The sequence below is a fragment of the Dolichospermum circinale AWQC131C genome, from assembly GCF_000426905.1.
Classification (GTDB): domain Bacteria; phylum Cyanobacteriota; class Cyanobacteriia; order Cyanobacteriales; family Nostocaceae; genus Dolichospermum; species Dolichospermum circinale.
Genome location: NZ_KE384605.1, coordinates 50940 through 65547 on the forward strand (window position 1 = coordinate 50940; position 14608 = coordinate 65547).

Annotated in this window: 10 protein-coding genes; 2 read left to right on the forward strand and 8 right to left on the reverse strand. The window is 36.0% G+C overall.

What is annotated here, in order from left to right; genetic code table 11:
- Window positions 1–251: 251 nt before the first annotated feature.
- A complete protein-coding gene (locus ACIR131C_RS0109140) occupies window positions 252–674 on the forward strand; it encodes a DUF29 family protein (protein ID WP_028089948.1) in 423 nt (140 codons plus the stop codon).
- Between the two features lie 286 nt (window positions 675–960).
- Here the strand turns inward: ACIR131C_RS0109140 and ACIR131C_RS0109145 are convergent, their stop codons facing one another.
- Both ACIR131C_RS0109145 and ACIR131C_RS0109150 read right to left on the reverse strand, forming a co-directional pair.
- Window positions 961–3066 carry a serine/threonine-protein kinase gene (locus ACIR131C_RS0109145; protein ID WP_028089949.1) on the reverse strand — a complete coding sequence of 702 codons (2106 nt, stop codon included), beginning with the start codon at window positions 3064–3066 and terminating at the stop codon, window positions 961–963.
- Between the two features lie 144 nt (window positions 3067–3210).
- Window positions 3211–4923, reverse strand: coding sequence for a serine/threonine-protein kinase (locus ACIR131C_RS0109150; protein ID WP_028089950.1), 1713 nt, complete (start codon window positions 4921–4923; stop codon window positions 3211–3213).
- A 564-nt stretch (window positions 4924–5487) separates the two neighbouring features.
- On the opposite strand from ACIR131C_RS0109150, the gene ACIR131C_RS0109155 reads away from it, so the two are divergent.
- On the forward strand, window positions 5488–7002 hold the full coding sequence (locus ACIR131C_RS0109155; RefSeq protein WP_028089951.1) for a phenylacetate--CoA ligase family protein: 1515 nt from the start codon (window positions 5488–5490) through the stop codon (window positions 7000–7002).
- A 131-nt stretch (window positions 7003–7133) separates the two neighbouring features.
- Here ACIR131C_RS0109155 and ACIR131C_RS0109160 read toward each other — a convergent pair whose 3' ends face one another.
- From ACIR131C_RS0109160 to ACIR131C_RS0109185, 6 genes are all read right to left on the reverse strand, one after another.
- On the reverse strand, window positions 7134–8066 hold the full coding sequence (locus tag ACIR131C_RS0109160) for a cobalamin-binding protein (RefSeq protein WP_028089952.1): 933 nt from the start codon (window positions 8064–8066) through the stop codon (window positions 7134–7136).
- 258 nt (window positions 8067–8324) lie between these two features.
- Window positions 8325–8849: a hypothetical protein gene (locus tag ACIR131C_RS0109165; protein WP_028089953.1), complete on the reverse strand. Its 525-nt coding sequence runs from the start codon at window positions 8847–8849 to the stop codon at window positions 8325–8327.
- Window positions 8839–9048, reverse strand: coding sequence for a hypothetical protein (locus ACIR131C_RS0109170; protein WP_028089954.1), 210 nt, complete (start codon window positions 9046–9048; stop codon window positions 8839–8841). Before ACIR131C_RS0109170 ends, ACIR131C_RS0109165 begins: the two co-directional genes overlap by 11 nt.
- Window positions 9049–9224: 176 nt before the next feature.
- Window positions 9225–12203: an L-glutamate gamma-semialdehyde dehydrogenase gene (pruA, locus tag ACIR131C_RS0109175; RefSeq protein WP_028089955.1), complete on the reverse strand. Its 2979-nt coding sequence runs from the start codon at window positions 12201–12203 to the stop codon at window positions 9225–9227.
- A gap of 45 nt (window positions 12204–12248) precedes the next feature.
- Window positions 12249–13454: a chromate efflux transporter gene (gene chrA / locus ACIR131C_RS0109180; protein WP_028089956.1), complete on the reverse strand. Its 1206-nt coding sequence runs from the start codon at window positions 13452–13454 to the stop codon at window positions 12249–12251.
- 74 nt (window positions 13455–13528) lie between these two features.
- Window positions 13529–14518, reverse strand: coding sequence for a glycerophosphodiester phosphodiesterase (locus tag ACIR131C_RS0109185; RefSeq protein WP_028089957.1), 990 nt, complete (start codon window positions 14516–14518; stop codon window positions 13529–13531).
- Between the last annotated feature and the right edge of the window lie 90 nt (window positions 14519–14608).

The following is a 14608-nucleotide window of genomic DNA, read 5'->3' on the forward strand; positions in this document are numbered from 1 at the left end:
TGTGGCTTTACCTGATCAAGAAGCAGAAGTTTTTCAGTTTGATCGTACAAAGTTAGTTTATCACTGGAATCAATGGTTAAATAGGCTGCAAAACTTCCAATCTGTAGCTGCGGCGTGATGCGTGCGATCGCTCATACTCTAGCAGAAATTGGCAAAACTTGCACAACAACTGTTATTTTTAGTGGTGTATTTCTAGCGTAGCGTTATCAGCGCTATGCTAGAAATAGTAAACTTCAAGAAGAGAGCAAATCATGGAAGAATTACTAGAACTCAGAGAATTAGTGGTTTCTGGCAACCTAGAAGCGGCTCTATCTTTAATTGATCAATTAGAAGAAATGAGCAAAGAAGATAAAATCAATAAAATTTATAGCTATTGTGTAGTGCTTTTAGTCCATTTAATTAAACAACAAGCAGAAAAAAGGACAACTCATTCTTGGGATGTTTCCATTCGCAATGCTATTGATGCAATTGAGCGGATCAACAAACGCAGAAAGTCTGGAGGATATTACATGAACAAAAAAGAAATAGAAGAAATTTTACCAGGAGCTTATAATCGAGCTTTAGATAATGCTTCTTTAGAAGCTTTTGGCGGAATTTATGATGAATTAACCTTGAGAAATATGGTAGATCAAGAATTAATTATCAACCAGGCATTAAATTTTATTTTTAATTAAATAAAGCGCGAACTTAATTAATGAAAAAAAATTCTTTTCCTATTAACTATCTACAATTAATAAACAAAATCAAGAGGAATAATATGGAACTACAAACTTGCATACATACTCATACACCTGGAGAATATTTAGAAGTTAGAGGAAAAAGCACTTTATATTGTTGCAGTTTTTATCATTTTATTAATTCAATCAAAAAAATTATTCAGTCTTGACGTACAAATTTATTTACGGTTGACTTCCTGATTTCTATACCTAACTAAGATCGGAAATGCTATAAACTTTTCAATTATTCCAGATCTGGGGTCAGGGTTTCTATGGGTGTAGGTTCTTCTGTCGGGGTTTCTATGGGTGTTGGTTCTTCTGTCGGGGTTTCTATGGGTGTTGGTTCTGGTTCTGGGGGATTTTCTGCTATGATAGTTAGTTGATAATCTACGGTTTCTGAGGCTGTGGAAACAACTACAAATTCATAAAATCCTGTTTCTGGTAATGTATTAGATATACTTCTTTCTTGAGAATCTTCTAAAAATTTGATTTTTCCAGTAGGAGAATAAATTGATATTAAAACTTTTGAATTTGCTTCTAGTTTAACTTCTAAATTTTGATTTTTGGCTAGTCCAGCAATGAAAACTTTACCTCTTCCTGGTTTGAGACTCCCACTCACTGTTTTAGCGGTAGCACTTTCAGGAAAGACTAATCTTTGAAATGCGCTTCTATCAAGAATGGCGTTAAGTTGATCGTTGACAAATCCATACCAAACTTGTCCGATGGGTTGTTTAATAAAATTTTTACCCCTTTGTTCAGGAAATTTACTGAAAAAAGCCACATCTGCCAAATCATACAAAGAACGACTAGCAACGTTAATTTTATTAACTTCGGCTTTCCAGTTAGTGAGGACTGATAATGTATAAGTTCCTAGTTGACTACGGGATTCAGAACTGAGTTCTGACAGCTTTTCTAGAACTTCAGCGGCGGTTTGATCCCATTTTGCGCGTAAACTTTCATCTTCTGGACTATCGCTGAGAATACGCCCTTTTAAACTGGGGTATTTTGCCCAAAATAGATCATTTGTAATTGTAACATAGAAGTTATAATTTATGTCTAATTCTTCACGGCGATCGCTTAATTTTTGTTTACGTTGTTTTTCCGCTGGTGAAAAATTAACTTCTGGTTTTACTGATTCCCTAGAATTGGAGTTAGATGTAATTATTGGGTGACTTGCGTTGAAATTATAACTGCGGTTTTTGAATCCCCACGTAAGTAATCCACCGCTGATAATTACAGCAAAAGTAATTATAAAAACATTTGTTGCCGTCCAAATACTCGGTTGAGGAGCAGTGGGAGTGATTTTAGGTGGGGAAACTGGGGTTTTCGGGGGAGAAAAAGCGACAGTTGCAAAGGTGGAGGGTTGAGTTTGGGGATAGTTAATAGGTTGAGGATTAAGGGCTTGGAGAACTTGACTGGCGGTTTGATAGCGATTACTGGGAATTGGTGATAACATTTTATCAATAATTTGCCCCAATGTAACACTTAAGCTCACTTCCCATCGCCACTGCCAACTCAAATTATAAGTATCAATTAATTCTTGTGGTTGTTTACCTGTCAGTAAAACTAACATAGTAGCAGCTAAAGCATATAAGTCACTTTGGGCAGACACCATGCCAGTTTGCATTTGTTCTGGCGGGGCAAATCCGATTTTTCCCAACAAAGTTTCACTGGGAGAAGGTGTTTTTGCCCCTGTTTGATAATATTGAGAAGCGACATTTGCGGCTACTTGTTTCACGCCACCAAAATCAATTAAAACAGGTAATTGATCACTATTTCTCAACATTAAATTATCAGGAGAAATATCACGATGAATAACACCAAGAGAGTGAATATATTCCAGAACTGGTAAAATTTGCTGTAATAGTTGACGAATTTCTGTTTCTGTAAATTTTAAACCGCGTTGTTGACGATGTTTTAATAAAGAATTATAAGTTTCACCATCTACATAATCTTGAATTAAAAAAAGACTTTCTTTACCTGGTAAATTAATTGGTAATAATTCCCGAAATCTAGGAATTTGGGAATGTTGTAATTTATAAAGAACACTTGCTTCTCGTTGAAAAAGTTCCGCTGCTTTTTGGACAACATCAGGAGTTTGTATTTGGGGAGAAAATTCTTTTAAAACACAATTTTCTTGAAAGCGGTTAATATCTGCGGCTAAATAAGTCCGGCCAAATCCTCCTTGGCCAATTTGACGAATTATAGCATAGCGATCGCCTAAAATTTGACCTGGTTGAATATGATGATTTACAGATGTTGGTATATTAGCAATTTTCTCTCCACATTGACGACAAAAGTTACTACCAGGGGGATTTTGATGTCCTTGAGAACAATAAAGATTAGTCATCTGTCATTAGTCATTTATCAGTTGTCAACTTAGAGACTTAGCGGTTAGAATTCGCAGCTATACAAACAAAGTCCACCGCTGCGGACTCAGGAGAAATTAGGACTTTGAAACCAATTTAGGTAATTTTGCCTGTGTAAAGCGGTTTTAGAACCCAATTTCACTAGCAATTTTATCAGATGCGATCGCATACCAAATCTGTAAAAAAGTTTTTTGATTTAGTTGACCGCGTTTTTGACCAGGAAACAAGGGTTCAAAGGTTCGATATGTGTCCGTGCGTAAATCTGGGAAAGATTTATATTTACCCAGTTTACCTGCTTTAGCTAGTTGTTCCCACCGTTGGGAATCTTGTTGACTATAACTACCTATTTTCCGTCTAGCTGTCTGACTTAAATTTGCTTTTTCCAAGTTATTTAATAACTGATTAGCAATGTTATTCCATTGTTCCCGTAAAGCAGCATCTTCTGGTTTTTCTGTTAATTTCCGTCCCCTCAAATTCGGATTTTGCATATAGAAAATCTCATTAACTGTATGGGTGAAAAATACCCCAGAAATTTCTAATTCTTTGACACGACTCAAAACCTGTTGAATACTGCGGTTACTATTTTTTCCACCTCCAGAATTATTAATAGCAGGTATCTTAGGAACTGCAAATTTAGGATCTGTAATTGATGATATTTCCTTAACTGCAAAATTTCCCAAAGCGAACATACCCACACTCGTTAATAACACCCCCGTTGTCATCATCAAGCTAACAGTAAAAGGACGCAACCATAGGGGCATAGGTATTTTCTGTACAAATAATGTCGTCTTATTGTGGAATCTACCACCAATAGTACGAACTTTTTTTATACCTGGTGCGACCATTTGGGTTTTTAGCTTAGTGATATTAGGGGCATGATGTTCAGAATTTATCATAGTTTGCCCCCCAGATGCTATAGATGCCAAAGGTAAATCTTTAATAACTTGTTCAGCCTTTTGATAGCGATCGCTGGGCTTATAGGCTAACATCTTTCTTAACACAGTCTCTAACTTGGGACTCACCTTAATTTCCTTACCCCAAAGCCAAACCCCATGAAAACCATCATAAAGTAAATTTGGTTGTTTCCCCGTAATTAGCACTAAAGCTGTTACCGCCAAAGAGTAAAAATCACTACTTTTATATACCTTTCCTTGAAGTAACTGCTCCTCTGGTGCGTAGCCTTTTTTACCTAACAATGTTCTATTTGCCGCCAAGTTTGTCCGCAAAAACCCTTGATAAGCTGGTAACTGTTTCACACCCCCGAAATCAATCAACACGGGTAAATTATCACTTTGGCGTAAAATCAAATTATCCGGGGAAATATCGCGGTGAACAATATCTAAACCATGAATATAAGCCAGCACTCGGAGAATATTGTGCAGTAAATTAATAACTTCTTCCTCACTAAAAGACTTTCCCTGATTTTGACGCTGTGCCAATAATTGGTCATAATTATCACCCTCAATGTAATCTTGCACCAAAAAGAAAAAATCCTTAGTACCAATTTTAGCTTGAAAGGAAGAGTGAAAATGAGGAATTTGGGGATGTTGAATTTTTTCCAGGACACTGGCTTCCCGTACAAACAACTCCTTGGCCTTTTGTAAATCCTGGGGTTTGACAACTTGGGGCGCAAATTCCTTTAAAACGCAGATTTTCCGAGATTTTTGCCTATCAATAGCCAAATAACTGCGTCCAAAGCCACCTTGTCCTAATATACGTCCAATTTCATAACGATTATCAATAACTTGCCCCACAGTCAAGGGTAGTGATTCACCGCAGACAGTACAAAAATGGTGATTAGCATTATTTGCGTGTTTTTGACTGCAATATACTTGCATAATACTACGAGATAAATTAAGTCTAATCAAGTTATACAACATCACCAGAAGCATTTACGCAATATTGGCTCACGGAGTATGAAAATAAAAAATCCATTATAAATATTAACAATTAGCAATATTCCGTAATTTTGAGTAAATATCTATTTTCAGGGTTGACATTTCAAGATTTTTGTTCTATTTTAATTATAATCATTAGGTCTAGCTGTCTAAATCAGGACTTACGCAAAATATCTCTCAAATCCTCATTTCTCCGTGACCTCTGTGGTTCGTTATTCCATGAATCTTGCGTAAGTCCTATAAATATCAAAAACTTAATACTAATTAAAATTACCCGAAAATTCCCCGCGTTCTTTGGTCTTTATTTAAAGATATAAAATATATTGGAAATTTAAGATCAACGAACCACAGAGGACACAGAGGACACAAAGACGGAAAAGAAAACTTTGAAAAAATTTGATGCAGTTTTACGGGAAAATGGTATGATTACCAGTCTATTTTCGAGATGATAAAGATAAATTAAATAAATCTAGTCAACAGCATAGTTTTTACCTGAGATAAATTATGAAATCCTCAACAGAAACTCAAAATATAATTCAAGAACTCACCAATTTTATATCTCTTCCTTTAGAGGAAAAACTTCAACGGTGTCCTGATGATGATCTAGAAATAACTGTGATCAAATTATTTCAGAAAGTCGCAGCTAATGTACCTGCATATCAAGAATTTTTGGCAAAAGCCGGAATTAAACCAGATAATATTCAAACTTTGGCAGATTTTCAGAAAATACCGAAAATTAATAAGGAGAATTATATAGCAAAATATCCTGTATCTGAGTTGTGTTATCACGGAAAAATACAAAACTGTGATTTTATAGCTGCTTCCTCCGGTTCTACAGGAAAATCAACATTTTGGCCGCGTTTTTTAGCAGATGAATTACACATAGCCACCCGCTTTGAGCAAATTTTTCATAATAGTTTCTACGCAGATTCTCAAACTACTTTAGCCGTAATTTGTTTTTCCTTGGGAACTTGGGTAGGAGGAATGTTTACTACTAATTGTTGTCGTTATTTAGCTGCTAAAGGTTATCCCCTTACTGTCATTACTCCAGGTAATAATAAACCGGAAATTTTGCGAATTGTCCAGGAATTAGGAACTAACTTTCAGCAAGTTGTATTATTAGGATATCCACCATTTTTAAAAGATGTCATTGATACGGGTCTTGCTCAAGGAATGCAATGGAAACAATATAATATTAAATTGGTAATGGCCGGAGAAGTATTTAGTGAAGAATGGCGAAATTTAGTCGCTGAAAGAATGGGTTCTGAAAATCCCTGTGATGATTTTGCTTCTTTGTATGGAACAGCAGACGCGGGAGTTTTAGGAAATGAAACCCCTTTAAGTATCTGTATCCGACGGTTTTTAGCGCGTACTCCCGCAGCAGCCAAAGCATTATTTGGAGAGTCCCGTTTACCTACTTTAGTCCAATATGATCCTAGCAGTCGGTTTTTTGAAGTTGAAGAGGGAAATCTCCTATTTTCTGGGGATAATGGAGTTCCTTTAATTAGATATAGTATTCTTGATCATGGTGGTTTAATTTCCTATTCAGAAATGCTAGAATTTTTAGCAAATTGGGGTTTTAATCCTCTCACAGAATTAGAAAATCATCGCGGAATTAATCAGTTACCTTTTGTCTATGTTTTCGGACGTTCTAACTTTACAGTTTCCTATTTTGGCGCAAATATCTACCCAGAAAATATTACAGTAGGTTTAGAACAACCAATTATTAGAGAATGGGTAACGGGTAAATTTGTATTACAAATAAAGGAAGATTTAGACAAAAACCGCTTTTTATCTGTAGTCGTCGAACTAGCGCCAGGAATAGAAGATCAAGAAGAGAAAAAATCATCTATTACTAACTCTATTTTGACCCAATTATTACGTCTGAATAGTGAATTTGCTAATTATGTTCCCCCCCAATATCAAACCCCCTTGGTAGAATTAAAACCCATTGGTGATCTTGAATATTTTCCCATAGGAGTCAAACACAGATATACTCGAAATAACACAAGTAAATAGGTAAGAATTGAATATCTCAAACTTTGTTTATTTGCGTATCTGCGCGAAACTACAATAATAATAACGCAACGCAACGCAATGTTTAAGACATTATCAAACTCCTACCTACAATCAAGTTATTTGCATACTGCTTACAAAGTTTGCCAACCAGTACCTTGATAACCATAATCAAAGATATCAGGATGCAATATTTCTGCTAATATCTCCACAGAATCTACCAATCTTGGACCAGGACGGTTAAAATAAGCATTACCATCGGTAATGAAAACCCTTCCACTTTGAACAGCGTGGAGTTTTTTCCATTCTGGACGTTGAGTTAATAATTCAGCTTGTTGCTGAGTCCGTTGCAAATCAAAGCCACAAGGCATGAAAATAATTACATCTGGGTTACTAGCTACTAGTGTTTCCCATTGTACATGAACAGCGGGTTTACCCATCAAACAGAACAATGATTGTCCCCCTGCTAAATTAATTAATTCAGGAACCCAATTTGCAGCAGCTATTAAAGGATCAGTCCATTCAATACAAGCTACCCTCGGCATTTCTGCGTTAGAAAGCCCCTGGAGTTTGCGCTTGCAAATTTTAATACGGGCTTCTAAGTTATCCAGTATTTGTACTGAATCTACGCCAAAAGTGTGACTAACTCGCTCAATATCACCCCAAACATCTTGTAATGTGTTAGGCTGTAAAGATATAATTTGGGGTGAACTGTGGGTAAGTTGGGCAACTGCTGCTTCTACTTCTGGTAAAGTAACAGAAAAAGCATCACATTGGTCTTGAGTGACAATGTGGGTAGGGTGCAATTTCTCCAAGACATCAACTTTGATCTTGTGAATACTTAAAGCAGATTGTAATACATCATTGACTTGATTATGAACAGAGGTCTTACTACCATGACCATTAAAACGTGCTTGGGTACAAACTGGACGATTTACGATTTCTGGAGGATAGTCACATTCATGAGACCTGCCTACTATAGCATCAAATAAACCCAGTTTAGCGATAATTTCCGTAGCACTCGGAATTAAAGAAACAATTCTGATATCGTTATTTGTACTAATCATAGTTCCACCCCCTGCTAATAGGAGTTCAGGAGTTAAAAATAAATAGAAAATGGTGTTAAGTTATTTTTAACAGAAGTTTCTAATTCCAGTATGACATATTTTCCAAAAGTGGGTATCTGTCTTGAGGATGTTAGTATTTTTATTTTTCATTAAGATACTAAGGTATAAAGTTTTATTCTAGACACCAATAGTCAGTTACCCATTTTATTGGTAAGAATATTTCAATCTGGGAATTTGATCTGAATTTAGATATTCAGATTAATAAGGTTCATGAATTGATTTACATTCCCAAAACTGTCCGGGTCCTACTATTAAAATTTGCTCATTTGGCATCATTAATTCCCAATAAGCAAGCCCAGAATCATCTTCTAAATCTGGTTCTAAAATTAGTTCATAATTAAGATCACCCTCAAATGATAAAATGAGTTTCATCTCATTACTATTAGCAAGAGTGACAAAATTAGTCAGTTTTGTATTTTCTAAACACTGTAACTGCATTTTAGCAAATTCCACAGTATTTTCATTATTTACTAACATAGACGAACTCCAGGAAATACCCTTTTTTAGCATTAAATACCAAGGTGTAGCCCTAGTGCTAAGTTGCCAGCTTCCTTTGCGTAAATGTGATAATTTAGGATGATTGTAGGCAGTCATTTCACCAAAATCTAACAGCAATTCATCCCCATAACTAAATGCAACTTGATGGCAAATTTCGCCAATAATTGGTTGAGTAATTTGATTTATATCTAGTATTGAATTAGCAAGAGATGTTTTAGGAGTCATAATTAATATCCTCTAAAAATTCTTTAGCTTTCTGACGCAGTTCTGGATAAGTAAAATCACCTCTATCATTTAAAGTTCCACCATAACCATTTGTTTTTTCTTGCTCCAGAAATCTACCAAAAGCTTTTCTTTCTTTCCCTAAGATACCAAATTCTCTCGCAATTGCATCAACCTGTTTAATATCACCTTTTTTACCCATAAATATAGATAAACCCTGATTCTGCATTTTAACATAAAAATATTAACATCTGTCAGAAACAGGATTTAAAGATTGACAAGATAAAAAAGATCCCTGACTTCTGTAATAATCTGTTATAAATTGATGGTATGAATAACAAAATATGGTCAAAAGTCGGGTATTTGTGTCAGATATAATTATTCATTACCCTCAATTGGTGCAAAACCTTGACGTTGGATGTTTTCTGTGATATGGCGTGGTTCTAGGAATTGCAAAAGATAATCTGGTCCTCCTGCTTTTGAACCGACTCCAGAAAGTTTAAATCCACCGAAAGGTTGACGAGATACTATTGCACCAGTTATATTCCGGTTAATGTATAAATTTCCTACTTCAAAGTCCGCTTGCGCTTGTTCAATGTGGGAAGGGGTACGGGAATAAAGACCACCTGTTAAAGCGTAATTTGTGTTATTGGCAACTTCTAAAGCTTCTTGAAAATCTTTAACTCTAATTACAGCTAAAACAGGTCCAAATATTTCCTGTTGTGCAATAACTCCATTTGCGGGTACTTCTGAAAAAATCACAGGACCGATAAAATATCCTTGGGTGGGTGCGGGTAACTCTAAAGCTAATTTAGCTTCTTTTTTGCCTTCTTCAATATATTCTAAAATGCGAGCTTGGGCATTAGCGTCAATTACCGGACCAACTTGGGTACTGGGTAACTCCGCTTCTCCAATATTTAAAGATTTTGTCGCTTCTACCAACCTTTCCACAAAAGCATCATAAATAGGTTCAAGCACAATTACCCGTGAACAAGCAGAACATTTTTGTCCACTATAACCAAAAGCAGATTGCACAACGCCGACAACAGCTTGGTCTAAATCAGCACTTTCATCAACAATGATCCCATTTTTGCCTCCCATTTCCGCAATTACTTTTTTGAGGTGCTTTTGACCGGGTTTCAAGATGGCGGCTTCTGCGTAAATTCTACAGCCTACTTCCTGAGAACCAGTAAAGGCAATAACATGAGTATCAGGATGATTTACCAAATAAGCACCCACTTGAGAACCTTTACCAGGGACGTATTGAAAAACACCTTTAGGTATTCCTGCTTCTATTAATATTTCTGTAAATTTTGCTGTAATTACAGAAGAAGTTTCCGCAGGTTTGAGTAGAGTACAATTTCCTGAAACCAAAGCAGCGACGGTCATACCGCAAGCAATAGCTAGAGGAAAATTCCAGGGAGAAATTACAATTGCGATTCCTTTGGGCTGGTAAATATAACGATTAGTTTCGCCAAGAACATCGTAAATTATACCTTTATCCAGCCTTTCCATTTCCTCAGCGTAATAAAGACAAAAATCAATTGCTTCGGAAACTTCTGCGTCAGCTTCCTTGACGGGTTTTCCTACTTCCAAAACTATCCAAGCCGAAAGTTCAGCGCGTCTTTGTTCCATTAACGCCCCAGCTTGACGCAAAATATCAGCACGTTGTTTAACAGGAGTTTTTTTCCAAGCGGGAAAAGCAGCTTTAGCAAATTTCATTGCTTCCTCAGCTTGTTTAACGCTAAGTAAACATACTTTACCAACAACTTGACTAAAATTAGAAGGGTTAAGAGAATCTACAAAAGTTGTCGTATTTACATATTCCCCATTAATCAAAGGTAAATAAGTTTTACCCAACTGCGGACGTACACCCTCGAAAGCTAAACGCGAACTATCCCTGCTTTCTTCCTTTGCAAAATCAGTATCCGCTACACCGCAGAACCCCCCCTCAGTCCCCACCGCAAGCGAGGGGGAAGTTAGAACTGGTATTGGTAGTGCTAGTAATTCTTCAATTGGACGATTTTCCAGATTTTGGCGTAGAAAGGAGCTATTTGCGGTATTTTCCAACAACCTGCGAATTAAATAAGCCATTCCCGGTAATAAGTCACCGTAGGGACAATAGACCCGGACGCGATAACCCTTATCTACCAAGGCTTTAGCTATTTTATCACCCATGCCGTAAAGCACTTGCATTTCAAAGCGACGACGGGGAACTTGAAGATTTTCCGCAATGGCTATGGCGCGAGATTGCGATCGCACATTATGACTACCTATGGCAGAATAGACATACTGATGATTTTCTAACAATAACTGGGTAATAGCTTCAAAATTGGCATCTGTGGCGACTTTATCATGATAAACTGGTTGCGGCCAATGTTTTTGAGCGGCTTTGATGGTTTCCTGGTCCCAATACGCACCTTTAACCAAACGAATAGTCAGAGGATAACCCCGTTGTTTTAACCAAGCAATGATTTCTCTAGCGTCCTGTTCGCTGTCGCGGAGATATGCTTGAATGGTCATACCAATATCGGTACGTTGACGAAATTCCGCTTCTAGTAAAAGTTTTTTGAGAATGGTGAAAGTAATATTTTTATAAGCGTATTGTTCCATATCAAAATGGACTGCTGTACCTAATTCTTTGGCACGACGGAGTAAAGTCCGAATATGTTCGCTTACTTTCGCTTCACTACCTTCAGCATCTAAAGGGTCAAATTGGGAATAAAACGCCGTTAATTTGACAGAAACCTGGACTTTGGGGATATTTTCGCCGTCTGCTTCGTCAATAGCTGGAATTTTCGCCCAATTTTGTGATGCTTCCACCAACTGCTGCATTAATTCCAGGTATCTTTCTAAATAAGATTGTGCCTCTATTTCCGTAATTACCGCTTCACCAAGTAAGTCAATGGTGAAAGCCATTTTATCTTTTCTCAGTCTCTCAACGGTTTTGATGACTTGTTTAATATTTTCGCCTGAAATATATTTATGTGCTAAAGTTTGCACGGCAGTTCCCACGGTTGTCGCTGCTACCTGTGCGGGCATAGAATCCGGGTTAGCAAAGTTCAAAATTGCTTTTAAAGCTGCTGGTAATTCTACTGATTCATCTCCCAAATATTCTTGTAAATGGGACGCAATTTCTGATTTACTATGTAAAGCGGGTAAAGTATCTATGAACCGAAATAATTGTACTCGTAAACCGGGGTTACTCATAGCCCAGTCCAGTAATTTATCGTCCCAGCGCATTTGGTCGCGTAAAGCAGCTAAAAATGAGCGATTTTCCTGGGTAACAGCTAAAACCTGTCTAGCAATTTCTTGGGTTTTCTCTTCGTATTTGTTGCTTTCTACTTGTAATACCATAAGATTTGTTAAAAGTATGAATTTCCCAGTCAGGTAATTATGTTCTTATCTAAGATAACCCAAGATTAAAGCACTCCCACCGATAATACTACTACCTAAAATCAAGTAAATGCTATTAATGCGGTAGCGAATGACTAAAATTGCGGAAATAACAGCAATTCCTAAACCTAAAAAATCTAGGGAATTAGTTTTAGGTAATATTAAAGTAGCTATTCCTAATTGTATTGTAGTTACTGTCATTAAGGCTACAGCACTAACATTAACAGCATCTAAAAATGGTCTTGTCCAAGATGATTTACGAAGGGTATCCATAAAGGGATTTAAAATAGCAACAAACAAAAATGAAGGGAGAAAAATCCCCACAGTTGCTACAATTGCTCCCGGAAAACCAGCAATTATATAACCAATAAATGTCGCGGTAGAAAGCACTGGACCTGGTGTAAATTGTCCAATAGCAATACCATCTAATAATTGTTGTTGTGTTAACCAGCCATATTCTTCTACTAGTCCTTTTTGTAAAAATGCTATTAGTAAATAACCACCTCCAAAGAGGACACTACCAACCTTTAAAAAAAATAAACCCAATTTCCATAGAGGTACAGATACATGATTATTGATATTATTTATATTATTGATAACTGTACTTGTTGGGGTTGTTTCTAAAAACGTTCCTGTGGTTAAACCCAGAATAATTAAGTTAGTTTGATTACCACTGCGTAACCAAATCATTCCTAATATTCCTCCCATTAATAAAGCCACTATTTCGTTGATTTTAGTAAATTGATTTATTAATCCCACAACTATAGCAATTATCAATAATTTTCGCGTTTTTACTGCTTTTTTTCCTAAACCCCAAACAGCATTAATAATAATTGCTAAAACAACGGGTTTTATTCCATAAAGTAAAGGTGCAATTTGCGGTAATGTCCCATAACTAACATATATCCAAGCCAAGAAACCTGTAATTAAAACCGCAGGTAAAATAAAGCAAACTCCAGCAACAATTAATCCTAACCACCCTGCATAAATGTATCCTATATGAATAGCCATTTCTGTGGAATTTGGACCGGGAATTAAGTTTGTTGCACCTAATAAATCTAGAAAATGTTCTTGTGTTAACCATTGACGACGTTTGACTATTTCATCTTCTATCATGGCTATATGGGCTACTGGTCCACCAAAGCCAATTATACCTAATTTGAGAAATATTTGGGCAATTTCAGTTAAGCGATTTAATGATGATTTATTCATGGTTTTTGACTAAGGGTTAATAATAATTAAATGCAGATGAATTTGAGGATTTTGATAAGGGATAGATTGATTATTTATTTTTGATTAAGGTAGCAACATTTCTGCTTTACAGCTAGATCTGGATAATCAGTAAATACACCATTTACTCCTAAATTTAAAAAGATTTCATATTCTTTTTCAGGACTTCCTTGTAAGTCTAAAGGTAAGAAAAAATCTTCATTTCTAAATGTCCAAGCATGAACTTGTAAATTGGCTGCATGAGCATCTATAATTAAGGATGTTGGTGATAATAATTTACCATGAATATCTCTGGGAATTAATAAGTTTTTATGTACACCTATTGCTTGTGCATATTCGGCAATTTCTTGTAACCCTTTTGCTGTTAATAAATCTCTATATGTACGCTGATCATTGTTTATAACAAAATCATAGGGTTTACCAATATCATTAATTAATTGTACTAATGGTAAATCTGTTTTCTGAGATAATTCTTTGAGGTTACTCACCGCAAATGATTGAATAAATATGGGTAAATCAATGTCTTGCAAATTCGATAACAAGGCCGCTTCTAATGGTAAACCAATCTCTTGAAAATAACAGGGATGTTTGGTTTCTGGATAAATACCAATATTGCGACCAACTTTTTCACTTTTATCCTTGACCAAATCAATGATTTCTGTAAAAGTAGGAATAGTAAATATTCCGTTATAAATTGCATTTTGAGGACGAATTTCGGGAATACGTTCTTTAGCCCTTAAAGTTTTGATTTCTGCTATGGTAAGATCTTCTGTAAACCAACCTGTTTTAATTTCACTATCAATGATTTTAGTAGTTTTTAAATAAGCAAATTCAGCATGATCAACAATATCCGTAGTTTCTGATATTTCATTTTCATGACGCGCAATTAAAATACCATCTTTAGTCATTACCAAATCTGGTTCAATATAATCAGCACCTAAATCAATTGCTAACTCATAACTAGCTAAAGTATGTTCAGGACGGTAGCCACTTGCACCCCGATGAGCGATAATAATAGGAGACTGATTTGTGAAAGTTTGAATCATAGTTTTTCTCTATAATTAAAGTTCTGCTAAGTAGGTGAACGGAAAAAAACCGACATAAGTAACGAAAAGTAAAGTTTCCCTGTTCCCTGT